The sequence below is a fragment of the Gemmata sp. SH-PL17 genome, assembly GCF_001610855.1.
GTDB classification, from domain to species: Bacteria; Planctomycetota; Planctomycetia; order Gemmatales; family Gemmataceae; genus Gemmata; species Gemmata massiliana.
On sequence record NZ_CP011271.1, the window covers coordinates 8,084,620 to 8,110,769 of the forward strand.

The window sequence follows — 26,150 nt, forward strand, 5'->3', positions numbered from 1 at the left end:
GAGATCAGAAACGCAGATCCAGCCCCACGCTGAACAGGTGCGTGGTGAAGTCGATCGCTTGCGGTCGCAGCACGGGACCGAGTATGAACATCTCTTGCGCCCGGCGCACGTTGTTCCAGTAAAGGAAGCTGTACCCGGCCGTGAAGCGAACATGGTCGGTGGCGCGCCAGTTTACCCGCACGCCGCCCTCGCCCACCACACCGAAGTACGACAACCGACTCGCCACGTTCGATTGCATCGTCGGCACCTGGTTCGTCGTCGCGGCCATCACGGAGTTCGTGGCAGAGGCCGGTGCGCCGAGCGTGGCGAGCATCGCGGCCGGGTTCGACGCGACAACACCCGTTCGTGAACGTGCGAAGTCCAGCGAACTCTCCGTCACCCCCAACGCGGCCGCGGCGTGCCCCTCGATCCAGAAGCGCCCCACACCGGCCGAGGCACACAGCCCGAGCTGCGGACCATAGAAATTGTTCCGCGTGTGTACGTTGTCGACCCCCGCGTATTGTGGGGACACGAGCAACGACTCATTGACAGGTGAGGTGGGTACGACGTTGAAATTCGACCCGAGCGAGTCCACGAGGTGCAGTTGTCGGTAGCCCACGAGCGTGTCCACGCGGCCCCACTCGTTCCGATCGATCAGGTAGCGCCAGTTCAAGTCCCCGCCCGCGAACATCGTTTCGGCACTGGCCGCAACGCGCCCCGTACTCGCGCCGGGGAAACTCACGAACGCGGGGATTTGAATCCTGACCGGCCCGGCACTCACCGATTGCGGAACATTGATAACGATCCGGTTGTTAGAGGCCGAGCGGAACTGTTCGTTGGTTGTGAACAGTGAGTAAAAGCGAAGCCCGATGCCGCTCTGCTGGCTGCTGTCCATCCACGCGCCGAGTTCGATGCGCAACCCGCTGCGCCAGTCATCGAGAATCCGTTTCCCGCCAAATAATGGAAGCGTGGTCGGCTGGCCGATCGCGCCGGCAAATGCACCCGCGGACACCGGGCCTGTCGTCACGATGGGCGCGACGCTCGGCCCGCGCGTGCGCCCGATCAGTAACTCCATCGTGGCCCACGTCGTGAGGTTGCAACAACAGGCGCGCGCCCCAACGACCTCGGAGGGCAACGTCACCGCACGCGGATCGTGCGTGATAACGGCGTCCACGAGGGCCGAGTTCGGTGTGTCACGAGAGTGCCCTGACGAATTCGACGGTTGAAAAAACGGCGCGCTGAAAGGGTCGGTATTCGGGGGCGGTAACTCCCACGCCGGTATTGCGTGCTCATCGGCGCGTGCGCCGACTACAAGCAACACGAGCGTCGCTGTAGTCACACACAACCGATACCGCATGTCCGCGCCTCAAATCGTGGAACGCACACATACACTGTTACAATCGGCAGAGATAGATTGATTGGATTAAACGGACTTGCGCGCCCTTTATATGCTGTGGAAAGCACGGCGACTTAGGGAGTTTCGCGAGCCAATCGGACGCCCAGGCGAATCTCCCCCACTTCGCCAATTCCCACAAAGTGCCAGATTGGTGAACCCCGCCCGCAAGGGCGGTGGGTCGGTTGCCTCTTGCCGGGCGCGTCCACACCACGCCTCGATAAGCACATCTGTTGTCTTTGAGTCCACCCACCACTCTTGCGGGTGGGGTTCACCAGCCACGAGCAACCACAGTTCCCGCCTTCCTTCGCCCGGTTCCGTTGGTACGATAGGAGCGGTGGTCGTTGACCGGGCCACCTGACTTCGCGGGGCCAACTAATGATCCGCGTCACGCGCATCCTGTACCCGACCGACTTTTCGAGCTACTCGAACCAGGCGTACTTCCACGCGGTCGGGCTGGCCGAGGCGTCCGGTGCGAGCCTGACTATTGTGTACGTTCACGCGCCCGGCGCGCCCGACTCCGCGGCGCACTGGCGGGACCAACTGGAACAGGTGCGCCCCGCGAACCCGAAGATCCCGGTGAGCCACATACTATTAGAGGGTGACCCGGCGACCGAGATCACCCGGTACGCCGCCGACGCCGGGATCGACGTGATCGTGATCGGCACGCACGGGCGCGCCGGGGCCGACCGGCTCGTGATGGGCAGCGTGGCCGAGCGCGTGATGCGCGAGGCTTCGTGCTCCGTAATGGTGGTGAAGTTGCCGAAGGGCGCGGCGGGTCCGGAGCGGCCGGTTGCCGCTCGCGCCTGATCGCAGGAGGCTCTCAGTGTCCGCTGCCGACGAACCCGTTTCTCACTTCCCCGAAGACTTCCGGGCGGCCGTTAGCGCGCGGCTCGCGAGTGACGGGTACACCATCGTCGACTGGGAACAGAACGGCGTGAACGTCCGCCCGCCGGAGGGGGGCGACGAGCAGTACATCGGGCTGAGTAACTTGCACCGTCGCGTGCGCGCCGCGGAACCGGCCGAGTGGCCGGAAATGATTCACTCGTTCCTCGACCGCCTCGCCCGCGCCGTCGCCGCGCCGGACATCCCGAACGACCTCACCACGATCCTCGACCGCCTGCGCCCGCGCTTGGGGCGTCCGTTCGATCGCACCGTCGCACACCCGTGGGGCATTCCGCTCCCCGGTACGGGGCTCGAAATCACGCTCGTTGTCGATTTCCCGCAGACGATGGCGTTCGTCACCGACGAGATGCTGAAGCGGAGCCGCAAGCGCGGCGAAGACCTGCTCGATGTCGCGCTCGAAAACCTGCGCACCGCGACCCCGGCCGATTTCTTCGAGCGCGCGTCACCGGAACACGACATCTACATCGGGCACACCGGCGACAGCTACGACGCGACCCGCGCGCTGCTCCTGGAAGAGCTGATGCCGGACTCGCCCGCGGGGTTCTGGGTCGCGATCCCGAGCCGCGAGGAACTGGCCGTGTGGCCGGTGTCGTTCCCCGCGATCAAGAACGTTCACGGGCTACACCTGTTCGCGACGGAGAACTTCCGCGAACACGCTTACCCGATCACCGACGACGTGTTTTGGGTGTGGCAGGGGATGTGGCACCCGTTCATCACGCTGAAGAACGGGGACTCCGTCATCGACCCGCCGGACCTGTTCATCGAAGCACTTCAGGCACTGGAAGGCCCGCGCCCGTAAGTACGAACCGCGCCGGTTCTGTGGCAAAGGCTCGCCACAACCGGCCCGGATGAACGCACCAAATCGAATTAGTTCAGCGCGCCGCGTAGTTCGCTCACCAACTGTTTCACGTCGGCCAGTGCCTTCGCGCGGTCGGTCCCGGCGGCTTCCAGCTTCTTCACTACGGCGCTGCCGACAATCACCCCGTCGGCGATGTCCTTCAGTTCGCGGACGTGTTCGGGCCGGCTCACCCCGAACCCGACGCACAGCGGAAGGTCGGTCATGGTCCGGAGCCGCGTGAGCTGCTCGCGTAGTGCAGAGGGTAGTGCCTCTCGCGCCCCGGTGATACCCACCACGCTCACGACGTACACGAACCCACCGCACGCCTTCACCACTTTCTCCGCGCGCTGCGGCGACGTCGTGGGCGTGACCAACAGGACGAGCTTGAAATCACGGTCCGCGGCGAGCTTCGAGAGTTCTTCCGCTTCCTCAACGGGCACGTCCGGCACCACAGCCCCGCTTACGCCGGCCGCCTTCGCCGCATCAATGAACGCGGCCGGCCCCATTTTGAACATCAGCGAGTACGACGCCATCGAAACGAGTGGCGCGCTCCAACCCGGGCGCGCGGTGGTGTCACGCAGTGCGGCGAAGACGTCCGCGAGTTTCAGCTTCTGCGCCAGTGCCCGCGTGTACGACGCCTGGATTACGGGACCGTCGGCGATCGGGTCGGAGAACGGGAACCCGATCTCCATGAGATCGGCGCCTGCCTCAGCGACGGCGGGAAGGAGTTCGCGCGTAAAAGTGATGTCCGGGTCGCCGGCGGTCACGAACGGCATGAACGCGGCGCGTTTCGCGGCGCGGAGCCGCTGAAAGAGAGAGTCGATGGGGTTCATGCGGTGGGTTTTATCTCTCGCCGGGGTCGTTGTCCCGCCAGAACGCAAGTGAGGTCGGCGGTTGGGCGACAGCGGTTGTGGCTTTCGCGGTCACAGGTAGGCAAACGTCCCGCCACGAGTTGTTACGACTCGCCCCATTTTTTCTGCACGCGCGGGACAATTTCCGGACAGTATGGGGGCATGAACCGGGTTCTGATGATTCTCCGCGATCAGCGCGCGGACGCCACAACCGATCGGCACCTCCTCGACCGCTTCCTGGCCGCACGCGACGAAGCCGCGTTCGCGGAACTCGTGCGCCGGTACGGGCCGGTCGTGTGGGGCGCGTGCCGGCGGGCACTCACCCACACGCAGGATGCAGAAGATGCGTTCCAGGCGACGTTCCTCGTCCTGCTCCGCCGAGCCGAGAGCTTGCACGGTAACACGCCGCTCGGTCCGTGGCTGTACCGCGTTGCGCTGATGACGGCCCGAAACGTGAACCGAACGAACCGGCGCCGAGCGGTCGTTACGGGACCAATGGAACACGAGGTGCCCGCTCCCACCACGGGAACCGCCGAAAACAAACTCGACCTCGACGCGGCCCTACTCGCGCTGCCGGAGCGGTATCGCGAACCTGTAGTGCTGTGCCACTTACAGGGGCTAACGCGGCGCGAAGCGGCCGAGCGCCTCGGCTGCCCCGAAGGAACACTCTCCGCACGCCTCAATCGTGCGTTCGAGCGGCTTCGGGCACGTTTGGGTAACGGCATTCCGGTCGCGCTGGTGGGCGCGGCGGTGGCTCTGCCAACCGGGTTGGCGACAGCCACCATTCGAGCCGCAACGGTTTATTCGACTTCGACCCTGGCCGCGACCGGTGTGTCACCGGCGGTGGCCGGGCTAACCGACGGAGTGCTTCGCATGTTCTGGATGAAGAAGATCATGACCGCGACCGTAGTCGCCGTGCTCGTCGTTGGTACGGGCATATTGGGACTCGGTCTGACGGGGCGCTCGGAAAGCGTTGCTCAGGCAACCGAGCCGCTCAGCCGGGGCGGAACGAATAACGCGCCCGAAGAACCGGACACGATGAAGCGGCTCGAAAAGCGGCTCGCCGACCTGGAAAAACAGAAGCAGCTCCTCGACACCACGCTCGAAGAATTAAAGGCCGAAAAGCAGAAACTCGAAGACGCGAAGCGCGAAAAAGCCGAAGCAGACGCCGCAGCCGAATTGGGAAAAGACGTTGCGGTTGTGGTTGGGGATGCGGGGAAGGCGGCTTACACCATTCGCGAAGTGATAAACGATCGTGTTGCCGAGATCACCTGTTCCAACCTGGACGCTCTCACCAAGTACCTGAGCCGCGCGTTCAACGATCCGAAGGGACCGAAGAAGCTCCGCGTTATTGCGTACAAGGAGCACTCAAGCGACTACCTCCACCCAGTATTCGCGGCGTGTGGAGCGGCCGGTTACACCAAGGCAACGTTTAGTCGTATTGAACACCCGACCGTTAAGTACAACTTTTCATTTGATGCATATCGCCATTACGGTTACACGGTGCCACTCGGTCCTACCCCCGGCGAGATCGACCTCAGAACGTTCGCGGCGCCGAAGAAATAGACACGCCGCGGGTGCTTGAAAACGAACGCACCTCAGATGCGGAATGGAAGGACCGGCGTTGGCTCGGGAGCAGAAATGGCTTCCGGTGCCGGTCCGAAGCTTGTGGTCGTGCGATCTGAAACCACTGTGTACCGGCATTCTTCCTGTTCGCGCAGCCCGTCACAGCAGTGCAGTTCCCCGATACCGGCGCACTCGGGACACGGTGTCCACGAGCCGCTCAAGAGAACGACGTGCTTACCGTAGCAGCGCGGACAAAGCATCAGTTCCCTCCCCCAACAAATGAGCGAATTGGGAGAGAAATTTGTACCACGCCGCCAGAAGCGATCGCAATAACAGTAGCGAAGAAAAGGGTTGCAAGAGGTCACACCACGATTTGTACCGGACCTCGTGCTCCCCCGCCGAAAAACGGGAAATATGCGCAGTTCATTCACCGCAAGTGGCGGGTCAACCCGTGGCAAAATATCTAACCATCTAACTATAATAATTTTACGGCGATCATTTTACGGCGATCCCGGTACAATCGTAACCATCATCTCGCCCGAGATACGAAACCGAATTGGGTCCGCGAACCCGACCGGGGCACCTTCCAGGTCCAGGTCCAAGTAGAGGCCACTCAGCGCGGCGGGGTCGAACCACAAGGACGCGACCCGCGGGCGCTCGCGGGTAACCGAACCCGTCCCGGTGCCGAACCCCGGATCGGGGCGCCCCAGCTCCCACTCGCGCAGGAGCCGCTCCCGTTCCGCCGAGATCGGGATCAGCGGGTACGCGCGCCCCTCGTCGTCCTTGAGGGTCGCGTGCCCCGGCTTGGTCCAGTTCGTGAAGGCGAGCGGTTTGTCTTTGCTCCGGTTCCTCACCGAAATTTGGATGATGCATTGACTGCCGGCGTGACCGGCGTGGTCGACACACACCTCAACGTCTCCCCGCACCACACGGCCCAAACCGGCGGATACCCGGTCCGGGTACCCGCGCCCTTCGGTGCGCTCTTCGGGCGAGACGATCGCCACCGACGGGCGGTTCGCTCCACTGTCTTGTGGCGGTGGGGGCGGGGGGCCGGGCCTCTCTTCGCAACCCGCCCCGAGAAGGGCGATCAGCAACAAAACCGGGCGCGACATGTTGGGAACCTTAGTAACGGTGCGGAGAGGCCGGAACATTATCGACCCCGCACAGACGGGCTGTCAACGTAGTGGCGGAGGGCGTTTCACCGAATTGGGGCGGGAAGCGCAGAGGTTCGGATTCCAGCACTGCGTGCGGTATTCTGGCCCGGTTGCCCCCCCGTGCCGTTCGGCGCACATGATACGGGTGACGGCCGATTCCGAGGGCGAGGCGTGACACAGCACACGACCGCGGTCACTCGCGTGGCGCGCGCCGCGGCGAAAATCAAATTCTCGGCGCTCAGCGACCGCGACCTTTTGGCCCGCTTCGTCGCCGAAGGGGACCAGGGGGCGTTCGCGGCAGTCGTGGACCGGCACGCGGTGATGGTGTTCGGCGTGTGCCGCCGGGCGCTACCCCGCGGGCACGATCCGGAAGACGTTTGTCAGGCCGTGTTCCTGCTGTTAGCGGAGAAGGCCGCCGGAACGCGGTGGCAGGCGTCCGTGGCGAACTGGCTGTACTCGACGGCCCGGAACGTAGCCCGGAACGCCCGCGTTGCGGCCGACCGGCGCAGGGGGCGCGAGGCCCGCGCCGCGGTGCCCGAAGCGATCCCACCAGCAGACGCAGTAAGCGGGCGCGAACTGGCCGCACTTCTGGACGAAGAACTCGACCGGCTCCCGCCGCACTACCGCGCGCCCCTCGTGCTGTGCTACCTCGAAGGGCTGACGCAGGACGAGGCCGCGATCCGATTGGGCGTGCCCGAAGCCACTCTCAAGAGCCAGCTCAAACGCGGACGCAAGAAACTGGCCGACGCACTGACCGCACGCGGGTGCGACCTGGGAGTGGTTCTGTTGGTGGTGGCCACTGCGAGCGCGGTCGCGGCGACTCCACCGCGCTTGGCGGATTCCATCCTGACCGCGCTCGCAGCTTCCTCAACGGGACGCGCGGCCGCACTTGCACGAGGGCTGACCGTGAACTCGATGCTAACACGCGCGAAGGTGACGCTACTAGCGCTGGCCACTGCCGCGGTCGTTGGACTGGGCGCGGTGGTCGCTCCTCCGGACGTACCGCCGCCCGCGCGGGAGCCCGAGTCGCCCACGGCTGTGACGGAGCCGTCTGTTGTGAGCCGGATCGGTTCCCCGCGGTTCCGCGCCGCCGGGCCGATCGATGATGCCCGCTACAGTGCGGACGGGAAGCGCGTCGTCGGGCACGCCGGTAGCACGCTTTATGTCTGGGATGCCGGCACCGGCGCGCTCCTCCGCACGATCGACACGAAACTGGAGTTGCTCGACGACCCCACCAAACACGGCAAGAAGGAACTGGCCTTTGCCATGCACCCGAAGGAATCGCGCGTGGCGTGTGGCGGTGCGCGGGACGACAAGACACATCTCCAAATTTGGGACATCGAGACGGGCAAGATCATTGCGGAGAAGACCAGTAGCTGTGACGCGCTCAAATCTCTGGCCTGGACCCCGGACGGTAAACAACTCCTGGAGCGCGCAAACGTCGGGTGGGAGAAGCCGACCGGTTGGAAGCTGATCGTCCGTGACGACAAACTGGAAGTGGCCCGCTCTCACGATTTGCCGGACAGCTTTGGGGAGTGGAGCACGGTCATGCACCCCCTACCAGGCAGCAAACAAGCGATCCTGTGGCAATCCGGGCGCGAGCCGACCGTCTTCGACCTGGAATCGGGCGAGGTCGTCCGCACGCTTCCTCACAAGGTTAGTATCCCGTCCGATTTGGCCGCTTCTCCGGACGGCAAAATTCTGGTCGCCACCAGTACCGAAGACATCCGCATCCTGACCCTTCCCACCGGGGACACGGACAAACAGTTGCCGGTGCTTCGGCGCTCCTGGGAGAAGCCGCGCCCGCTGTTCTCCCGGGACGGCAAAACCGTGTTCGTGTGGGACCACCGCCCGCTCGCCTACGACGTGGCCAGCGGCAAGGAGAAGTGGCGGACGACGTTCCGCACGCTCCACACCGTGAGGGTACAGTTGTGCGACGTCTCGCCGGACGGGGCCACGGTCCTGGTTCGTCACGGTCACGGGTTGTCGCGTCTCGATGCCAAAACGGGGACCGAACGCGACCCGATCGACGCGCCTTCGGTCCCAACCGGTTTGGTCTGGGCTCCGGACGGTCGAACGCTTTTCACGCGCGCGGTCAACCACGACCGCACCTGGACGGCCTGGGACGCCGGCTCCGGTAAGCGGCTCTACGACCTTCTGCCGACCGGGTTCGCGGCGAACGAGAACTGGAAGATGCTGCCCGATCTGTTCTTCATCGGGGGCGGTAAAGAGATCGTCGCCGGCCTGGAAAATTCCGAATCAACAGAACGGAGCGGGTCAAAGGAGCTACTCGTCTTTGACGCGGGCACTGGACAGTGCAAGAGGCGGCTCGGCGCCCCGCTTCCCGACGAGACGTTCCGCTGGATGCACCCGATCAGCGTTGCCGACGACGGGGCGACCGTGCTGATGCAAGCCTACGCAGTGAGCGGCGCGGCCGAGTTCCGCACACAGCCGGAATTCAAGTACCCGACCGTACTCTGGGATACGGTGCGGAAGGGAAAAATCCGCGAGTGGACCGCGGTCGGAGCGGGGAGAACGGAACCGCCGCGCCACTACGCTCCGTACTCCGTCTTCACGGTGCAGAGTTACCCGAACATCCGTTCCGATGACAAACCGGACCCGGCTCGCCTCCGGTGCTACTCACTCGCCGACGGCAAGCTGGCGCACGAGTTACGGACCGACTTCGCCAGTACCGACCCGGACCGGGTTCAAGGGAACTTCCTGCTCACAGTCGGGTACGACAGTAAGTGGGTCTCGCGGGCGAACAGTTCGCGCTACACGCCCCAATCGCCCTACGCCTACGATCTCTGGGAATTGACCGGTCGCGACAAGGTGCGCGTCTTCGAGCTGGATCGGTTGAACCCGGTCGTTCTTGGACCGGAGGCGCGGTTCGTGCTCCGGCTACTCGACGACAATACTTTCGAGGTGTACGAACCGTTCGTACTCAAGAAGGCAGTGGCGACGATCTCCACAGCCGCGCGCCCCGTGCGGTTCGAGTTCTCCCCGGACGGCAACCGAGTAGCCGTTTCGCTGTCCGACACCTCGGTCGTGGTGTGGGACACAGCGCCCTGGCAGAAGCAACTCGCCGAGCGTCTCGCGCGAACGGTACCGACCGACCTGGCGCCGGGATGGGACGATCTCGCCAAGGACGCGACGACCGGCCTGCGCGCGGCCCGCATACTGAGTGCCGCCGGGGATAAAGCCGTTTCCCTACTGGGTGAGAAGATTACGGCGAAAAAGGCCCTGGATGCGGCGCGAATGAAAGGACTGATTGCCGATCTGAGTTCTCCGCAGTTCGACGCACGCGAGAAGGCCGAAAAAGAACTGCGTGCGCTGGGCGCTCAGGCCGAACCGTATTTGCGAGACGAGGTGCGGACGAGCACGTCCCCGGAATCGCGCCAGCGCGCAGGGAACCTGCTCAAGGCCGTCGAAGCACGATCTCTGACCGCAGCCGAAAACCGCGAGGTGCGTGCCGTTCAAGCACTCCAGTGGATCGGCACCGACTCGTCGCGTGCGCTGCTCGCAAAATGGGCCAAAGGCGACCCGCACGCCCCACTGACCAAAGCTGCGGGACAAGTGCCCGGCCGCTGACCGCATATTGGAGCAGGGCACTCGTGTGAGAAGAAGATAAAGAGCCGCGGATGACGCGGATAACGCGGATCAGACAAGGAAACGCTTTGTAGATGCGGACGGAGAGCGCCCCCACGCGAGTTTGAGCTTGCGTAGGGACGCGGTTTGCTTACTCCAGAGTGATCTTCCACTCTTTCTTCCCGTCGATCACGTCGACGGACAAATCCGTGGTTTCGGCTTTCTCGTACTTGTCCGGGATCGGCACGTAGTGCATCTTCGGTCCGCCCATCATCTTGGCCATTCCCGCCGGGGGTGGCGTCAGGTTCTTGAAGCGGATCGTTTCGATCGCGATCTTGGCTTTCCCGGCCGGTACGCCCGTGGCTCGGTAAGTACCGTCCGGTCCCAGATCGGCGGACACCGGCTCTCCCTTCTCCGGGATGAACTTGACCGTGCCCGCGGATACGGGAGCGTTCTTGTAGGTGACGGTTCCGTACACCTCGCCGGTGGGTGTCTTTGACCCGCAGCCGAGGACGCCGAGACCGGCGAGAAACGCGAGACAAAGCCCGGTCGCGCGGGACCGGCCCGAGTGAAAATTCAGCATGATGTCTGTGTGTATGGTGGTGCGGCCCCGCGCCCGCCCTGGCTTTGTGCTGGGGCGGGGGAACGGTGAACGGGAACGGTTCCACGTTTAGGAACCGGTGACAACAGTTACCAGTCGGACGGCAACACCGCGCCGTCCTGCGGGCCACAGGCGATGGCCCAGGTGCTGGCCGAGACTCCGGCCGACACGTTACGGACGCTGCCATCAGCCATACCGGTGAGCATCACACCGGTGGACAGCGCGTGAACGCGGGCCGGGTCGCAGTTCGCGATGGTGGCGCCGAATTGGGGCGCCCCTTGGCCGCCGTGGAACACCGGCGCGTTGGGGTACTCGTAGCTCGCCCCGGCGAACGTAACGTAGCTCTTCCCGCCGGCCATCCAGCTCAGCGGGCAACTCGACAGTTTTTCGGCCAACATCACCGTGTTCGAGCTGCCGTCGGAGATCCTCTGCACCGCGAGCGGGCGCGTGGTCTTATTGAGGTTCCACCCGTCCCACACGTCGCCCGCCACGTTCGACGGGTTCCCGAAGACCTGGATGTTCAGCACGTAATTCGTGGTGGAGAACGTGTTGGTCTTCATCCACGAGTACCACGCCCCGCTGCCGTTCCCGTAGTTGCCTCCGAACGTCTGAACGCCGGTGAGTCCGCCGGCGGGGGCCTGGTAGGTCTTCACCACCGTTTCGCACACGGCCACGGTACCGGTTGGGAGGGTGCCGGTCTCGCGCCAGGGGCCGTACTGCTTCTCCTGCTTCTGGAGGTTGTCCTGCTCGATGAACGGGAGCAGGATCAGGTGCCCGGTGTTGTCCGCGGGCCACGGTTGGAGAAACGGCGATGCGTTGCCCCACCACGGGTTCCATACCAGCGGAAGGGTGCCGCTGACGTCGTTGACCGAGTGACAGGCGATGCCGAGTTGCTTCAGATTGTTCGCCGACTGAATGCGGGCGGCGGCGTCCCGCACTTTTTGAACCGCGGGCAAGAGTAGCCCGATGAGAATCGCGATGATCGCGATCACGACCAATAGCTCGATCAGCGTGAACCCACGCGGACCGCGACGGGGAGAGTACATAAGAGCCTCGAAATGCACAGAAACTGACGTGACATGAGTCCCCCTGCGAGTTTGGGAGACATGGGATATTATCGCCCGTCACGCGACACCGGCAACACGAGAATCGTCAGTTCTTATTACTTTGGGATTGACTCGGTTCGCAATGTGATGGGCCGAGTGAGAAGTCGCACACGGGACGCTCCGCCACGTGGGAAATCTACACAATGCGCCTGGTGACCGTACTCATCGATTCAAGTGATTTGGGGCATTTCAAGCGCGCGGAAGAACGCCTGTAAAAATAAGTACCGCCCGATCCATTTTGATAAGGGATCGGGCGGCAGCGGGGCGATCTCGCCGCGAAACTAGTTACAGCTTCGCGGTAGACAATCGATCAAACCAGGACGCCGCGGCGGGCGAAGATCCCGAGACCCTGGTCGCCGGGGACGTTGTACCCGACGTCCCCGATGAAGTAGGTACCGGACCCGTTCATCCCGATCGAGGCGGTGAACCGGTCGCCCAGGTTCACCGTGTTCAAGATCAACCCGTCCGCAGTCATTTCGCGGACGATCTGTTGGTTCGGGCCGCTGAGCTGCGAGCCGTTGCTGTGCAGGCGCTGGTACGCGACCACGAACTTGCCCGTGCTCGGGTTCACCGCGACCGCCGGGGCGAACTCGTAGTCGGTGCTGCCGTCCACGTACATCGTCGCGCTCAGCGCGCCGGTGTTCGAGATCCGGCGCGCCCGGATGTCGTGGTCGAGGTTCGCATACGCTTCCTCGTAAACCAGCGTCGTGTTCCCGAATGCGTCCATCGCGATGTCCGGGGAGTACTCGTTCCGGCCCGTGTTGGCGACGGCTTGCGAGGTCTGGAGCGCGCCGGCGGCGGTGTACCGATTGAGGAGAATGTCGCTATCGATCGAATTGCCGCTCGGCCGGTCGATCTGGTACGCGACGGCGAACCGACCGTCCGCGGTCCGGGCGATGCTGGCCGAGTACTCGTTCAGCCCGCTGCCGGCCACCACGTTCGACCCGATCGCGGTGCCGTTGGCGGCGAACCGGCGGACGTACACGTCGCGGTCGTTGGCCGAGTACTGGAGCGTGTAACTCACCGCGAAGTTCCCGGCCCAGTCCATCGCGACGTCCGGGTCGTACTCGGCCCGGGCGTCGTTGGCCACGGTAATCACGCCGCCGTTGCGGTTGCCGTTGGCGAAGAACCGCTGGGCCAGGATGTTCGTGTTCCCGGAGTTGTTGACGTCGTCCACCCAAACGACGACGAAGTTACCGGCCCCGTCCATCGCCACGGACGGCTGACTCTCCCGGAAGATGCCCGCCGCAACGGTGATCTCGCCGCCGAGCCGGTTCCCGAACTGGTCGTACCGCTGGATGTGGATGTCGGTGTCGGTGCCGCTCGTGTTGTACTGGTGCCTCCAGGCTACAACTGACCCACCGTTCGAGGCCGGGGAACTGGAGACGGCGACCTGGTCCTGGTACAGCGACGTGATCGTGTTCACGTGCAGTTCCGGGCCGACGACCGACATCAGCGCGCGCCCTTCGAGCACCTCCATCGACGGTCGGAACCCCGAGGTCGGGCGCGTCGGCTGGGGCCGGGCCTCACCACCAAAAACCTTGGCAAGCAATTTCTTCACGGGACACTCCCGCGGCGGTCCGCCGCACGGATCTAGAGGCGGACCCCGGGGCGGCACCCTCACCGTTCCCTCGCCCGCTCAGGTAGGGGAGCGGGAAACCGCGCGGAGTGTTACCGGACCAATTTTCTGTTGTGAGCCCAAGGGCATTTTTTGATCAGAATGATCGATCTGAATATTTACGAAACCAGCAGTCACCGGTCGCACTCTGACCGTGTACTCAGCGCCATTTGTCGTCGTATCGGTGCGCCTCAAGATTCTGGTTGAAATTGAATTTGAATTTCCCGTCGGCTTTCTGCTTGTCACACTCGGTCGATCGGCGCATCATCTACCACGCACTTCCCGAACGGATCGCCCACGAAGCCCAAGGATTTAGGGCCGCTCGCGGACGGTAACCGGCCGACCGCTAGTACCGTTGTCCGGTTTTCAGGGCGTGGCCATGCAGTCCGCGATCTTCGTCCCCCTCCTGCTCGTGGCAGGGGGAACGTTACTTCCCGCTCCGTCCGGGGGCGCCCGGGCTGCGCCCGCAGATCCGCTCCCGTCGTGGAACGATACGGCCCCGAAGAAGGCGCTCACGGCGTTCGTCGCAAAAGTCACGAAGGACGGTTCCCCGGACTTCGTCCCGCCCGCCGAGCGCGTCGCGGTGTTCGACAACGACGGCACGCTCTGGTGCGAGCAGCCGATCTACGTCCAGTTCGCGTTCGCGATCGATCGGGTCAAGGCGCTCGCCGACAAGCACCCGGAGTGGAAGGACCAGCAACCGTTCAAGGCAGTGCTGGAAGGCGACCACAAGACGCTCGCCGCGTCCGGCGAGAAGGGGTTGGCCGCGATCCTGATCGCCACGCACACGGGGATGACGATCGAGGAGTTTGAAACCACGGTAACCGACTGGCTCGCCACCGCGCGGCACCCGAAGTACGAGCGGCCGTACACCGAGTGCGTCTACCAGCCGATGCTCGAAGTGCTCGCGTACCTGCGGGCGAACGGGTTCAAGACGTTCATCGTGTCCGGCGGAACGGTCGATTCCATGCGCCCGTGGGCCGAGAAGGTCTACGGCGTGCCGCCCGAGCAGGTCGTCGGCACCACGTTCAAGACGAAGTACACCGCGAAGGACGGCAAATCGGCCGTCGTCATCGAACCGAACATCGATCTGATCGACGACCACGCGGGAAAGCCAGTCGGGATCGCCCGCGCAATCGGGCGCCGACCGCTCATGGCGTTCGGCAACTCGGACGGTGATTTCGAGATGCTCGAATACACCACGACGGCCAAAGGATCGCGGTTCGGGCTGCTCGTTCACCACACCGACGCCGCACGCGAGTTCGCTTACGACCGCAAATCGCCCGTCGGGAAGCTCGACCGCGGACTGGACGAAGCCGCGAAACGCGGGTGGGTGGTCACGAGCATCAAGGACGACTGGAAGACGGTCTTCCCAACAAAGAAATAGGGTTCGCCGAAGCACCAAGAGCGTTGACCGTGGAGTGGCGCCCGCGAGTTGCGGGCGCCCGAGTTCCCGTACTCAACAGAGAGGGGCACCATGTTCCGAACGTCGAACTTCGCTCTCGTGATCGCACTGGCGGTCGGGGCGGTGAGTGGGTGGGCCGGGGCTAGCGGGAAGTTCGATTCCCTGCTGCGTGCTGAGCCGAAAACGACAAACGCGCCGACTGAAGTGTGTGCCGAGGGTGGGTGCTGCGCGGGCGTGGACAAGGCCGCGGCGCTCACCGCGATCAACGCGCACAACGCGAAAGTGAGCGCGAACCTCCAGAAGGACGGCAAGAAGCCCAACATCCTCGTCATCTTCGGCGACGACATCGGTATCCCGCAAATCAGCGCCTACACACAGGGGTTGATGGGTTACCGGACGCCGAACATCGACCGCATCGCGAAGGAAGGCGCACTCTTCACCGACTCCTACGGTCAGCAGAGCTGCACCGCGGGCCGCGCGTCATTCATTCTCGGCCAGGAACCGTTCCGCACCGGGTTGCTGACGATTGGCATGCCCGGTGACCCGCACGGTATCCAAGACTGGATGCCCACCATCGCGGACGCGCTGAAGGCCCAGGGTTACGCGACCGGACAGTTCGGGAAGAACCACCTCGGCGACCAGGACAAGCACCTCCCGACCAACCACGGGTTCGACGAGTTCTTCGGCAACCTGTACCACCTCAACGCCGAGGAAGAACCGGAGGGGTACTTCTATCCGAAAGATCCGGAGTTCAAGAAGAAGTTCGGCCCGCGTGGGGTGTTGAAGTGTACGTCCGATGGCAAGATCACCGACACCGGACCACTCAACACCAAGCGCATGCCGACGGTGGACGAGGAGCTCCTGGCCGCGGCGAAGGACTTCATCGACCGCCAGCACAAGGCCAACAAGCCGTTCTTCTGCTGGTTCAACTCCACGCGCATGCACGTCTTCACGCACCTCAAGAAGGAGTCGCTGGGCAAGACGGGTAAGGGCATCCACGCGGACGGGATGGTGGAGCACGACGGCATGGTCGGCGAACTGCTGAAACAGCTCGACGACCTGAAGATCGCGGACGACACGATCGTGCTCTACACCACCGACAACGGCGCGGAAATCGCGCTGTGGCCGGACGGCGCGATGACCATGTTCCACGGCGAAAAGGGCACGACGTGGGAGGGCGGGTTCCGCATCCCGATGATGGTGCGCTGGCCGGGCGTCGTCAAACCGGGCACGGTTTACAACGACGTCATCTCGCTGATCGACTGGTTCCCGACGCTCTGCGCCGCCGCGGGCGCGCCGGACATCAAGGAGAAGATGGCCGCGGGGACGGAAGCGAACGGCAAGAAGTTCAAGGTCCACCTCGATGGGCACAACTTCATGCCCTACTTCGAGGGCAAGGAGAAGGCCGGCCCGCGCGACTCGATCATGTACTTCGACCAGGGCGGCAACCTCAACGCGCTCCGGTGGAACGACTGGAAGCTGAGCTTCGCCTCGACGAAGGGGAACATCGCGACCGGCACCCGTGAGGTGTCGGCCTGGGCGCTCATCGCGAACCTGCGCATGGACCCCTACGAGCGCGGGATGGAAGAGGGCGGCGGGGCCGTCAAGTTCCTCGCCCAGAACATGTGGCTCATCGTCCCCGTTCAGGGAAAGATCAAGGAGTTCTTCTCGGACTTCGACAAGTTCCCGTACCAGTCCGGCAGCTCGCTCAACGCCGGCGGCATCAATTACGGGATGCTTCGACAGCAGGACGCGCTGAAGCGGCTTAAAGAGGTGGAAGGGCTGAAGCCGCGCTAACCGGCGATCGCCGATCTCTCTGCGAGGCGCTCGTGTGGGCGCCTCGCACTCTCACCGGAGGAGTGACTTCATGTTTCGGGTAGCGAACATTCCCGTGATGATCGCGCTGACGATCGGCGCCGCGGGCGGGTGGGCCGGGGCCAGCGGCAAGTTCGACGCACTGTTGCGCGCCGAGCAACAGGCCACGACCGCGGCGGATTCTACCCCGTGTGCCGATGGAGCGTGCTGTGCGAGCCCGGACAAGACCGCGGCACTCACTGCGATCAACGCGCACAACGCGAAGGTGAGCGCGAACGCGCAGAAGGACGGTAAGAAGCCCAATATCCTCGTCATCTTCGGCGACGATATCGGCCAGTCGAACGTCAGCGCCTACAGCCGCGGGTTGATGGGCTTCACCACGCCGAACATCGATCGCATCGGCGCAGAAGGCGGGGTGTTCGTTAACTACTACGGTCAACAATCCTGCACCGCGGGGCGCGCGGCGTTCATCCTCGGGCAATGCCCGTTCCGCACGGGGCTGACGAAGGTCGGAATGCCCGGCGCAAAGGTGGGCCTCCAGAAGGAAGACCCGACGATCGCCGAGTTCCTCAAGCCGCTCGGCTATGCGACCGGCCAGTTCGGGAAGAACCACCTCGGCGACCGCGACGAATTCCTGCCCACCGCGCACGGGTTCGACGAGTTCTTCGGCAACTTGTACCACCTCAACGCCGAACAGGAACCGGAGAACGAGGACTATCCCAAAGACCCAGAATTCAAGAAGAAGTTCGGCCCGCGCGGGGTGCTGAAGTGTACCTCCGACGGGAAAATCACGGATACGGGACCACTCACGAAGAAGCGGATGGAGACGGTGGACGAGGAGTTCCTGGCCGCGGCGAAGGACTTCATCGACCGCAGCCACAAGGCCGACAAGCCGTTCTTCTGCTGGTTCAACAGCACCCGCATGCACATCTTCACGCACCTCAAGCCCGCGTCGAAGGGCAAAACCGGGCTCGGGACTCAAGCGGACGGTATGACCGAACACGACGGGATGGTGGGCGAACTGCTGAAGCAGCTCGACGACCTGAAGATCGCGGACAACACGATCGTGGTCTACACCACCGACAACGGCGCGATGAAGAGCATGTGGCCGGACGGCGGGGCGTCCCCGTTCCGGTCCGAGAAGGACACGAACTGGGACGGCGCGTTCCGCGTGCCGGCACTGGTCCGCTGGCCGGGCCACATCAAACCCGGCTCGAACTTCACGGAACTGTTCTCGGCCGAAGACTGGCTGGTGACGCTCGTCGCCGCGGCCGGCGGCGACCCGAACCTGCGCGAGAGCGCGACCAAGGGCGTCCAGGCCGGCGACAAAAAGTTCAAGGTCCACTTGGACGGCTACAACCAGCTCGACTACCTCACCGGCAAAACCGACAAGGGCGCCCGGCACGAGTTCTTCTACTTCAGCGACGACGGCGCCCTCGTGGCCTACCGCGACGACCGCTTCAAGTACACGTACCAGACACAGAACGCGAAGGGCGTGGAGGTCTGGGTCCAACCCTTCACGGTACTGCGGACGCCGCAGGTCATCGATCTGAAGAGCGACCCTTACGAGTACTCCATCGACGCCTCGGCCTACTACCACGGCTGGCTGATCGACCACGCCTACCTGCTGCTCCCTTCGGTCGAGAAGGTCGGCGCGTACCTCAAGACGTACAAGGATTTCCCGACGCGCCAGCGACCGGCCAGTTTCTCGATCGATCAGGTCATCGAGAAGCTCGAATCCGGTCTCAAGGGCAAGTAACATCGATACGGTACGGGCCGGGAATCTGTCCCGGCCCGCGCCGACTGCCACTCAGAACCAGAGCGACCCATGCACTCGCGATTCCTGATCTCGGCCGCGCTCGTTGCGGCCGGTTGGTTGACCACCGCATCCGCGAACGATTCCCCGCCCGTGCGGGTGACGGTGGACAACTTCGTCCGCGCCGAGAGCGATACGTACTTCACCCGGTTCGTGACAGAGGGCGGGTTCGGCAAGTTCCACCACGAGCGCGAACTGGCCCCCATCGACAAACAGACGGTGATTCGCCTGAACCGGGACACGCTGTACTCGTTCGGCGTGTTCGACTTGGAGGCCGGGCCGGTCACGATCACGCTCCCGGACGCCGGGAAACGGTACCTGGCGGTGCAGGTCATCAACGAGGACCATTACGCGCTCGACGTGATCTACAAGCCGGGCGCGCACACTTTCACGCAGGAACAAGTCGGCACGCGCTACGTGTGTCTGGCGGTCCGGACCTTTGTGATCCCGGACTCCGCGGAGGATGTCAAAGCGGTCCACGCCTTACAGGACGCGATCAAGGCGGAGCAAAAGGCGCCAGGCAAGTTCAAGGTGCCGAACTGGGACCAGCCGTCACTCAAGAAGGTTCGCGACGCGCTGCTCGCACTCGCTGCAGCTAACGGCGGGCTGGACTCGTCTCGCATGTTCGGGCGCAAAAGTGAGGTCGATCCGGTTCAGCACCTGATCGGCACGGCCGCGGGCTGGGGCGGGAACCCGCGCACCGCCGCGCTCTACGCGGGTGCCGTACCGAAGTTCAACGACGGGAAAACGGTGTACCGGCTCACGGTCAAGGACGTCCCGGTGGACGGGTTCTGGTCCGTCAGCGTTTACAACAAAGACGGCTTCTTCGAGAAGAACGAGAAGAACGCTTACACGCTGAACAACGTCACCGCGAAGCGGGACGCGGACGGCTCGGTAACGATCCAGTTCGGCGGCGACGAGGGCACGCCGAACTGCCTGCCCGTTACACCGGGGTGGAACTACGTGTTCCGCATGTACCGCCCGCGCAAAGAGATCCTGGACGGCACCTGGAAGGTTCCCGACGCCCAGCACGTGAAGTGAGTCCGGGCGAGTCGCGGCGCGCAATTCGTGCTCGATTTTTCGGTGCAGTTGGGCGGGCGGTTCTAGGGCACCCGGTCGGCGCTTCCGAACCGCCCGCGCCCCAGAGATTCGATCACGAGCACTGTGGAGGGAGAACCGACCGGAGCGACCGGCTTGCTCCGCCCGTTATTCGCGCTCAATCACAACCATCCGGATGGAAGGCTACCTGAACTACATTACGGGGATCTGAATGTCCGCACGCGACTCGATCCTGGAACTGAAAAAGCGCATCGGCACGTCGATCATCGGTCAGCAGGCCGCGATCGATCGACTGCTCGTCGCGCTCCTGGCCGACGGGCACGTGTTGATGGAGGGGTTGCCCGGGCTGGCGAAGACGCGCACCATCAAAACGCTGGCCAAGAACCTCGAAAGCGAGTTCCGCCGCATTCAGTTCACCCCGGACCTGCTCCCGGCCGACGTGACCGGCTCGGAGGTGTACTACGACGAGGGCGGGAAGGGGACGTTCAAGTTCCAACCGGGACCGATCTTCGGCAACCTCGTCCTCGCCGACGAGATCAACCGCGCACCTGCTAAGGCCCAGGCCGCGCTCCTCGAAGCGATGGAGGAGCGGCAGGTGACCGTCGCCGGTACGACGCACGCACTGCCGCCGCTGTTCCTCGTCATGGCGACGCAGAACCCCATCGAGCAGGAGGGGACGTACCCGCTGCCCGAAGCGCAAACGGATCGCTTCCTGATGAAAGTCATCCTCGGGTACGGCACGGACGACGAGGAGCGCCAGATCCTCCGACTCGTGCGCGGCGAAGAGGGCTCGTCCAAGCCGCCCGAGACCGCGAAACTACCCCAACAGGTAGTGACCGATGCACGGGCGGAAGTTCACAAAGTGTTCGTGTCTGAGGCGCTGGAAAAGTACATCGTCAGCGTGATCGCTGCGACGCGGCGGCCAGGAGACTTCTCGGCCGATCTCAAGAAGTGGATTCAGGTCGGGGCCAGCCCGCGCGGGACGCTCGCGCTCGACCGCTGTTCACGAGCCTACGCCTGGCTCCAGGGGCGCGACCACGTGACCCCGGACGACGTGCGGGCGATCGCACCGGAATGCCTGCGGCACCGGCTCATCCTGAGTTACGAGGCCGCCGCGGACGGCACCACGCCCGATCAGGTGGTGGCCGAAGTTATCAAGAAGGTGGCCGTACCGTGAACCCTCCCGATGCCAGTGCCGGGGTGTACGTCACCCTGGAGCAACTCGCGGCCCTCCGGCACAAGGCGCGGGGGTTCAGCCTCCTGCCGCGCCAGCCGGTGACGAGTCTACTCGCGGGCGGGCACACTTCAAAACTGCGCGGGCGCGGACTGGATTTCGAGGAGATCCGCAAGTACCTGCCCGGGGACGACCCCCGCACGATCGACTGGAAGGTGACCGCGCGCATGCGATCACCGCACAGCCGCGTGTTCACCGAAGAGCGTGAGCGCCCGGTGCTGCTCTTGGTCGATCAGCGGATCGGGATGTTCTTCGGTAGCGTGAAGGCGATGAAGTCGGTCGCGGCGGCCGAACTCGCCGCGCTCGCCGCGTGGCGCACGGTTGCGGTGAAGGACCGCGTCGGCGCAATTGTGTTTAACGATTCCGAAATCACGGAGATCCGCCCGCAGCGCACGCGGTCCACCGTGATGCACCTGTTGGGCACGATCGCACAGCGGAACCACGAGCTTCGGGCGAACTCGCCCGCCAAGCCCGGTCCCGAGATGCTGAACGAGGCCCTACGGCGCGCGGTGCGAGTGGCGACACACGATTTCCTCGTGGTGCTGATCTCCGACGCGGCCGGGGCGAACCCGGATACGCGACAATTGCTCACGACGATCGCGCGGCACAACGACGTCCTGATCGCGTTCGTGTTCGACCCACTTGAAACGGATCTGCCCGCCGCGGGGAATCTGGTCGTTTCAGACGGCACGCGGCAAATGGAAGTCGATACCGGCAGCGCCTCCGTGCAAAGCGGGTTCCGCCGGGAGTTCGATGAGCGGTTCGCAGCGGCGAAGAAGTTCCTGCTGACGCGCGAGGTTCCCGTACTGCCGGTTCGCACAGACGCGGACGTGACCGACCAGGTTCTGCGCGCGCTCGGCGCCCGACCGGGGGGGCGCCGTGGCTGACACCGATCCAGGTAGTCTCGATCGACTACACGACATCGCCGTTCCCCCTCCGGTGTCGTGGTGGCCCCTCGCACCGGGGTGGTACGTGATCGCGGGGGTTGCGCTGGTATTGCTCGGCGTCAGTGTGTGGGCCGCGGTGGATCGCTGGCGCCGCAACCGATACCGGCGCGACGCACTGCGGGAACTCGACCTGATCGAGCACCGCGCACAAGTGTCCACGGCCGTGATTGAGATGGCGGAACTGTTGAAGCGGACGGCGCTCGCGGCGTTCCCGCGCGAGCGCGTCGCGTCACTCACGGGCGCGGCGTGGCTCGGGTTCCTCGACGCGACCGGTGGAACAGGCGCTTTCACGAGCGGCGACGGGCGACTCTTGGGAGACGCGATTTACCAGCGCGCGGAACCGGGCACAGCGCCCGATGTTCCGAAGCTCGTGGCCGTCGTTCGGCACTGGATCACGCACCACCGATGCTGACACTCGCCTATCCCTGGCTGCTCGCTGTGCTACCGCTACCCCTCTTGGTGCGGTGGGCGGCACCTGCATACCGCGAGCACCGCGAAGCGCTCCGGGTACCGTTCCTCCCGCGCCTCGCGCGCCTCACCGGTCAGGAGCCGACGACCGGCGCTGTCGTGCTGCGCGGCGGGTGGGTGCGCGGGTTCGTGCTCATCGGCGGCTGGCTGTGCATTGTGTCTGCGCTCGTGCGCCCACAGTGGCTCGAACCGCCGATCAGTCGAACCGTACCGGTCCGCGACATGATGCTCGCGGTGGATCTGTCCGGCTCGATGGAGACGCGCGACTTCACCGATTCGGCCGGAAAGACCACGGACCGGCTCACCGCGGTGAAGCAGGTGCTCGATGATTTTTTGACGCGGCGCAAGGGCGACCGCGTGGGGCTGATCGTGTTCGGGAACGCGCCGTTCGTTCAGGCGCCGTTCACGCAAGACCTCGACGTGTGCCACGAACTGCTCGCCGAAACGCGCGTCGGCATGGCCGGGCCAAAAACGGCACTCGGCGACGCGATCGGGCTGGCGATCACGGTCTTCGACCGGAGCGACGTGCCCGAAAAGGTGCTGATCGTTCTGACCGACGGCAACGACACCGGTAGCCAGGTGCCGCCCGAAAAGGCCGCCGCGGTCGCGAAGGATAAGGGGATCGTCATTTACACGGTCGCGGTCGGTGATCCCAAATCAGCGGGCGAGGACAAGCTCGACGAAGAGGCACTCAAGCGGGTCGCGGGCACCACCGGCGGAACGTATTCGCACGCCGGTAACCGGGCCGAACTGGACGCGATCTACAAGCGGCTCGACGAACTGCCCACACGCGAGGCCCAAACGATCTCACACCGCCCGCGGCGCGACCTGTTTCACTGGCCGCTCGCGGCGGGATTCGTGCTGAGCTTCGTACCAGCGGTCGTTGGGGTACTGGCGAACCGTTTACGGACGCCATCGAGGGCGCGCTCACCTGCCCAAGTCGCGAGGGTGTGATGACGGAGTTCCATTTCCTCCGTCCGTGGTGGCTGCTCGCGGTCGTTCCGGCCGGTGTGCTGGCATGGCGATTGTGGGCGACTGAGGACGCAGGTCGCGCGTGGCGGAAAATCGTCGCACCACACCTGCTCCCGCACCTGCTTACCGGGCACGAAGAGCGCGGCTGGTTCCGACCGGTAACCGCGCTCCTCATCGGGTGGTTGCTCGGGACAGTCGCTCTGGCCGGGCCAACGTGGGAACGCGAACCTGCGCCGTTCGCGGAGGACACCGCGGTGCTCGTGATCGTCGTGAAGGTCACGCCCTCGATGAAGTCTGAGGACGTGCAACCGAACCGGCTCGCCCGCGCGACAGAGAAAATGCGCGACCTGCTCAAACTGCGTCCAGGCACGCAGACCGCGCTCTTCGCTTATGCCGGCAGCGCACACCGCGTCATGCCGCTCACGTCTGATGCAGGAATCGTTACCGCATTCGCCGCGGAACTGTCACCAGATGTGATGCCCGTTGAAGGGGCCAGCGCCGGCGCCGCCCTGACCGCGGCCGACGAAACAGTGAAGAAGTCCGGTCGGGCCGGGTGGGTGCTGTGGATCGCGGATGGTGCTTCTCCGGACGAACAAAAGGCGCTGGAGAAGTACAGCACCGAGGGGCGCGCGCCGGTGAGCGTGCTGGCGGTGGCCGGCGAAGGGCCGGAACTGGAATCGCTCAGACAAGCGGCTTCCGTACTCGACGCGCCAGTGGTGCGCGTGTCGCCGGACGACGCGGACGTGCAGCGCCTCGGCCGCAACACGCGGTTCTCGGCCGTTTCGGAGCAAGCCGGCGGGGCGCGCTGGAAGGACTTCGGCTACTGGCTCGTTTTCCCGCTCGCGCTCGTGGCGCTGTTGTCGTTTCGGCGCGGGTGGATGGTGCGATCCACGGGGGGCGAAGCATGAGCACGCGCCGACCGTTCATGTTATTTGCGGGTGCCCTGGTGATCGCGGGGGCCGCACTCGCACTGGCATCCGAGCGCAACCCGGACCTCTGGTCCTCACCGGATCAGCGCGCCGATCGCCTGTTTCGAGCGGGACAGTTTGAAGGCGCAGCGCAAGTTTACGTCGACCCGTACCGGCGCGGTGTCGCGCTCTATCGCGCGGGCAATTTCAAGGACGCCGCGTCCGCGTTCGCCACGGTGAGCACACCGGAAGCCGCGTTCGATCGCGGAAACAGCCTCGTGATGCTCGGTAAGTACGATGCCGCGATTGCGAGTTACGATCGCGCGCTGAATCTGCGCGCCAACTGGCCCGAGTGCCTGAAAAACCGTGCGGTTGCGGTGGTACGGCGCGATCGGTTGAAGCTCACCGGCGGGGACGAGACCGGGGGGCAGGTGAAGGCCGACAAAATCGTTTTTGAGAAGGGGAAGAACGCGAACCGCGGACAGAAAACCGAGGTCGCGGGCGATGAGCCTCTGAACGATGAGCAATTGCGCGGGCTGTGGTTACGGCGCGTGCAGACAAAACCGGCGGACTTCTTGCGCGCGAAGTTCGCGTTCCAGGCGCAATCGGGGGAGAAGGCGCCGTGAGGTTCATCGTCCCGCTCCTGTTCTTCGCCGCGCCCGTAACGGCCGCCGATCCGCCTCCGCGCGCAAAGGTAGAACTGGCACCAAAGGACGGCGTATGGGTCGGTCAGCGAGTCACGCTGGCGATCACGCTCTACACCCCCGATCTGTTTGCCGGCGTACCTTCGTTCGATATGCCGCCGATCCCGGGGGCGGTCGTGCTACCCCCGAGCGGCTCCATCGTCGGTTCGGAAACGATCGGTGACACGAGTTTCACCACCCAGCGCCACGAGTTCGCCGTTTACGCGCAGCGGGCCGGAGCGGTCCAGATCCCGGCATTCGCGGTCCGGTTCGAGTCGAACGCCGGGTTCGGCAAGCCCACGATTCAGCGACTCGTCACCACGGCGAGCGCGTCATTCACCGCGAAAACTCCTCCGGGGGCGGAGGGACTCGGGACCGTGATCGCTGCACGCGACCTCAAGGTGACAGACGATTGGAAGCCGGACCCGAAGGCGCTGAAAGTCGGTGACGCGCTCACGCGGGCGCTCACCGTGACCGCGGACGGCGTGCCGGGGATGGTGTTCCCTCCGTTCCGGCTCGACGAGATCGACGAACTGGCCGCGTACCCCAAAGAGCCGGTCGTCAACGATCGCACCGAGCGCGGCGCGCTGACGGGCCAGCGCACCGAAATCGTTACCTACGTGTGCAAAGAAGCCGGCACCGTGACCGTCCCGGACCGAACGCTGACGTGGTTCGACTTGGGCACCAACGAACTGAAAATCGTGAAACTGCCCGGCAAGACGTTCACAGTAGCGGCCGTTCCAGCGCCCGCGCCCGAGCCAACCACAACTTCCACTGCCTCAAATGCACGCGGCCGGTGGTGGCGGGTGGGCGCTGTGCTCGTCGGTGTGACCGCGCTGGGCGGGTTTCTGGTCGTGCGTCTCTGGTCGTGGGGTACCCGACGCTACGCCGCGTGGAGTGCGTCCGAGTCAGCTTACTTCGCCCGACTTCAACGCGCGTGCCGCTCTCACGACGCGCACGCCGTGTTCGTCGCTCTGGAACAATGGCTCGATCGGTTCGGATTCACGTCTCTCGCCGAATTCGAGCGCCGAGTCGCCGATCCCGAACTGTCTAGCGCGCTCGCGGACCTAACGAGTCGCGTCTACGTTCGCCCGGGGGCGGGTGCTCCCGGACCGTGGACCGCACATCAACTATTCGCTCGCATCAAACTTGCCCGTCGTACACTGCGCCCCTCAACGACCCGGCCCGGGGCGCGGGCTTTGCCGCCATTGAACCCGGTCGGGTGACCCCTCGGGAGGAAGCA

Annotated in this window: 21 protein-coding genes; 15 read left to right on the forward strand and 6 right to left on the reverse strand. The window is 64.6% G+C overall.

The features are described 5' to 3' along the window. Positions 1 to 4: 4 nt before the first annotated feature. Positions 5 to 1,153: a BBP7 family outer membrane beta-barrel protein gene (locus VT84_RS33685; RefSeq protein ID WP_162271941.1), complete on the reverse strand. Its 1,149-nt coding sequence runs from the start codon at positions 1,151 to 1,153 to the stop codon at positions 5 to 7. Between the two features lie 597 nt (positions 1,154 to 1,750). Here VT84_RS33685 and VT84_RS33690 point away from each other — a divergent pair. Further along, positions 1,751 to 2,182 carry a universal stress protein gene (locus VT84_RS33690; protein ID WP_052550888.1) on the forward strand — a complete coding sequence of 144 codons (432 nt, stop codon included), beginning with the start codon at positions 1,751 to 1,753 and terminating at the stop codon, positions 2,180 to 2,182. Positions 2,183 to 2,198: 16 nt separating this feature from the next. Further along, entirely contained in the window at positions 2,199 to 3,077 is an 879-nt protein-coding gene (locus VT84_RS33695) for a hypothetical protein (RefSeq protein ID WP_082842626.1), read from the forward strand. 68 nt (positions 3,078 to 3,145) lie between these two features. Here the strand turns inward: VT84_RS33695 and trpA are convergent, their stop codons facing one another. After that, complete coding sequence (gene trpA, locus VT84_RS33700) at positions 3,146 to 3,949, reverse strand: tryptophan synthase subunit alpha (RefSeq protein WP_052550885.1); 804 nt, start codon at positions 3,947 to 3,949, stop codon at positions 3,146 to 3,148. Positions 3,950 to 4,129: 180 nt separating this feature from the next. Here trpA and VT84_RS33705 point away from each other — a divergent pair, with 180 nt between their 5' ends. Next, positions 4,130 to 5,533, forward strand: coding sequence for an RNA polymerase sigma factor (locus VT84_RS33705; protein ID WP_052550884.1), 1,404 nt, complete (start codon positions 4,130 to 4,132; stop codon positions 5,531 to 5,533). Positions 5,534 to 6,033: 500 nt separating this feature from the next. Here the strand turns inward: VT84_RS33705 and VT84_RS33710 are convergent, their stop codons facing one another. Then, on the reverse strand, positions 6,034 to 6,684 hold the full coding sequence (locus tag VT84_RS33710; RefSeq protein ID WP_157470142.1) for a hypothetical protein: 651 nt from the start codon (positions 6,682 to 6,684) through the stop codon (positions 6,034 to 6,036). Positions 6,685 to 6,858: 174 nt separating this feature from the next. On the opposite strand from VT84_RS33710, the gene VT84_RS33715 reads away from it, so the two are divergent. Then, a complete protein-coding gene (locus VT84_RS33715; protein ID WP_082842628.1) occupies positions 6,859 to 10,278 on the forward strand; it encodes a sigma-70 family RNA polymerase sigma factor in 3,420 nt (1,139 codons plus the stop codon). A gap of 148 nt (positions 10,279 to 10,426) precedes the next feature. Here VT84_RS33715 and VT84_RS33720 read toward each other — a convergent pair whose 3' ends face one another. From VT84_RS33720 to VT84_RS33730, 3 genes are all read right to left on the reverse strand, one after another. After that, positions 10,427 to 10,858: a hypothetical protein gene (locus tag VT84_RS33720; RefSeq protein ID WP_052550879.1), complete on the reverse strand. Its 432-nt coding sequence runs from the start codon at positions 10,856 to 10,858 to the stop codon at positions 10,427 to 10,429. A 107-nt stretch (positions 10,859 to 10,965) separates the two neighbouring features. Then, on the reverse strand, positions 10,966 to 11,922 hold the full coding sequence (locus tag VT84_RS33725) for a DUF1559 domain-containing protein (protein ID WP_082842629.1): 957 nt from the start codon (positions 11,920 to 11,922) through the stop codon (positions 10,966 to 10,968). A 370-nt stretch (positions 11,923 to 12,292) separates the two neighbouring features. After that, on the reverse strand, positions 12,293 to 13,543 hold the full coding sequence (locus VT84_RS33730) for a hypothetical protein (RefSeq protein WP_082842630.1): 1,251 nt from the start codon (positions 13,541 to 13,543) through the stop codon (positions 12,293 to 12,295). 436 nt (positions 13,544 to 13,979) lie between these two features. Between VT84_RS33730 and VT84_RS33735 the strand changes: the two genes are divergently transcribed. The 11 genes from VT84_RS33735 (at position 13,980) to VT84_RS33785 (ending at position 26,133) form a co-directional block, all read left to right on the forward strand. Continuing rightward, positions 13,980 to 14,987: an HAD family hydrolase gene (locus VT84_RS33735; protein ID WP_082842631.1), complete on the forward strand. Its 1,008-nt coding sequence runs from the start codon at positions 13,980 to 13,982 to the stop codon at positions 14,985 to 14,987. Positions 14,988 to 15,077: 90 nt separating this feature from the next. Continuing rightward, on the forward strand, positions 15,078 to 16,802 hold the full coding sequence (locus VT84_RS33740) for an arylsulfatase (RefSeq protein WP_204249679.1): 1,725 nt from the start codon (positions 15,078 to 15,080) through the stop codon (positions 16,800 to 16,802). A gap of 70 nt (positions 16,803 to 16,872) precedes the next feature. Next, entirely contained in the window at positions 16,873 to 18,579 is a 1,707-nt protein-coding gene (locus VT84_RS33745; protein ID WP_157470144.1) for an arylsulfatase, read from the forward strand. Between the two features lie 69 nt (positions 18,580 to 18,648). After that, positions 18,649 to 19,677, forward strand: coding sequence for a DUF1254 domain-containing protein (locus tag VT84_RS33750; protein WP_082842632.1), 1,029 nt, complete (start codon positions 18,649 to 18,651; stop codon positions 19,675 to 19,677). Positions 19,678 to 19,906: 229 nt separating this feature from the next. After that, positions 19,907 to 20,872, forward strand: coding sequence for an AAA family ATPase (locus tag VT84_RS33755; RefSeq protein WP_082842633.1), 966 nt, complete (start codon positions 19,907 to 19,909; stop codon positions 20,870 to 20,872). Further along, positions 20,869 to 21,816, forward strand: a complete 948-nt coding sequence (locus VT84_RS33760) for a DUF58 domain-containing protein (protein ID WP_239465549.1) — start codon at positions 20,869 to 20,871, stop codon at positions 21,814 to 21,816. The genes VT84_RS33755 and VT84_RS33760 overlap by 4 nt, the downstream gene beginning before the upstream one ends. Then, complete coding sequence (locus VT84_RS33765) at positions 21,809 to 22,288, forward strand: DUF4381 domain-containing protein (RefSeq protein WP_082842635.1); 480 nt, start codon at positions 21,809 to 21,811, stop codon at positions 22,286 to 22,288. Before VT84_RS33760 ends, VT84_RS33765 begins: the two co-directional genes overlap by 8 nt. Next, a complete protein-coding gene (locus VT84_RS33770; RefSeq protein WP_052550864.1) occupies positions 22,282 to 23,298 on the forward strand; it encodes a vWA domain-containing protein in 1,017 nt (338 codons plus the stop codon). The genes VT84_RS33765 and VT84_RS33770 overlap by 7 nt, the downstream gene beginning before the upstream one ends. After that, the gene (locus VT84_RS33775) at positions 23,298 to 24,224 is read left to right on the forward strand and encodes a VWA domain-containing protein (RefSeq protein ID WP_082842636.1); all 927 of its coding nucleotides are present in this window, start codon (positions 23,298 to 23,300) and stop codon (positions 24,222 to 24,224) included. The genes VT84_RS33770 and VT84_RS33775 overlap by 1 nt, the downstream gene beginning before the upstream one ends. Beyond that, positions 24,221 to 24,850: a tetratricopeptide repeat protein gene (locus VT84_RS33780; protein WP_239465550.1), complete on the forward strand. Its 630-nt coding sequence runs from the start codon at positions 24,221 to 24,223 to the stop codon at positions 24,848 to 24,850. The genes VT84_RS33775 and VT84_RS33780 overlap by 4 nt, the downstream gene beginning before the upstream one ends. Beyond that, positions 24,847 to 26,133, forward strand: a complete 1,287-nt coding sequence (locus tag VT84_RS33785) for a BatD family protein (protein ID WP_052550860.1) — start codon at positions 24,847 to 24,849, stop codon at positions 26,131 to 26,133. The genes VT84_RS33780 and VT84_RS33785 overlap by 4 nt, the downstream gene beginning before the upstream one ends. Positions 26,134 to 26,150: the final 17 nt, after the last annotated feature.

Coding starts and splice junctions, on each gene's coding strand:
- VT84_RS33720 (WP_052550879.1), bottom strand. CDS start 10,858: ATGCTGAATTTTCACTCGGGCCGGTCCCGCGCGACCGGGCTTTGTCTC.
- VT84_RS33775 (WP_082842636.1), top strand. CDS start 23,298: ATGACGGAGTTCCATTTCCTCCGTCCGTGGTGGCTGCTCGCGGTCGTT.
- VT84_RS33725 (WP_082842629.1), bottom strand. CDS start 11,922: ATGTACTCTCCCCGTCGCGGTCCGCGTGGGTTCACGCTGATCGAGCTA.
- VT84_RS33705 (WP_052550884.1), top strand. CDS start 4,130: ATGAACCGGGTTCTGATGATTCTCCGCGATCAGCGCGCGGACGCCACA.
- VT84_RS33740 (WP_204249679.1), top strand. CDS start 15,078: ATGTTCCGAACGTCGAACTTCGCTCTCGTGATCGCACTGGCGGTCGGG.
- VT84_RS33750 (WP_082842632.1), top strand. CDS start 18,649: ATGCACTCGCGATTCCTGATCTCGGCCGCGCTCGTTGCGGCCGGTTGG.
- VT84_RS33735 (WP_082842631.1), top strand. CDS start 13,980: ATGCAGTCCGCGATCTTCGTCCCCCTCCTGCTCGTGGCAGGGGGAACG.
- VT84_RS33755 (WP_082842633.1), top strand. CDS start 19,907: ATGTCCGCACGCGACTCGATCCTGGAACTGAAAAAGCGCATCGGCACG.
- VT84_RS33770 (WP_052550864.1), top strand. CDS start 22,282: ATGCTGACACTCGCCTATCCCTGGCTGCTCGCTGTGCTACCGCTACCC.
- VT84_RS33690 (WP_052550888.1), top strand. CDS start 1,751: ATGATCCGCGTCACGCGCATCCTGTACCCGACCGACTTTTCGAGCTAC.
- VT84_RS33710 (WP_157470142.1), bottom strand. CDS start 6,684: ATGTTCCGGCCTCTCCGCACCGTTACTAAGGTTCCCAACATGTCGCGC.
- VT84_RS33780 (WP_239465550.1), top strand. CDS start 24,221: ATGAGCACGCGCCGACCGTTCATGTTATTTGCGGGTGCCCTGGTGATC.
- trpA (WP_052550885.1), bottom strand. CDS start 3,949: ATGAACCCCATCGACTCTCTCTTTCAGCGGCTCCGCGCCGCGAAACGC.
- VT84_RS33745 (WP_157470144.1), top strand. CDS start 16,873: ATGTTTCGGGTAGCGAACATTCCCGTGATGATCGCGCTGACGATCGGC.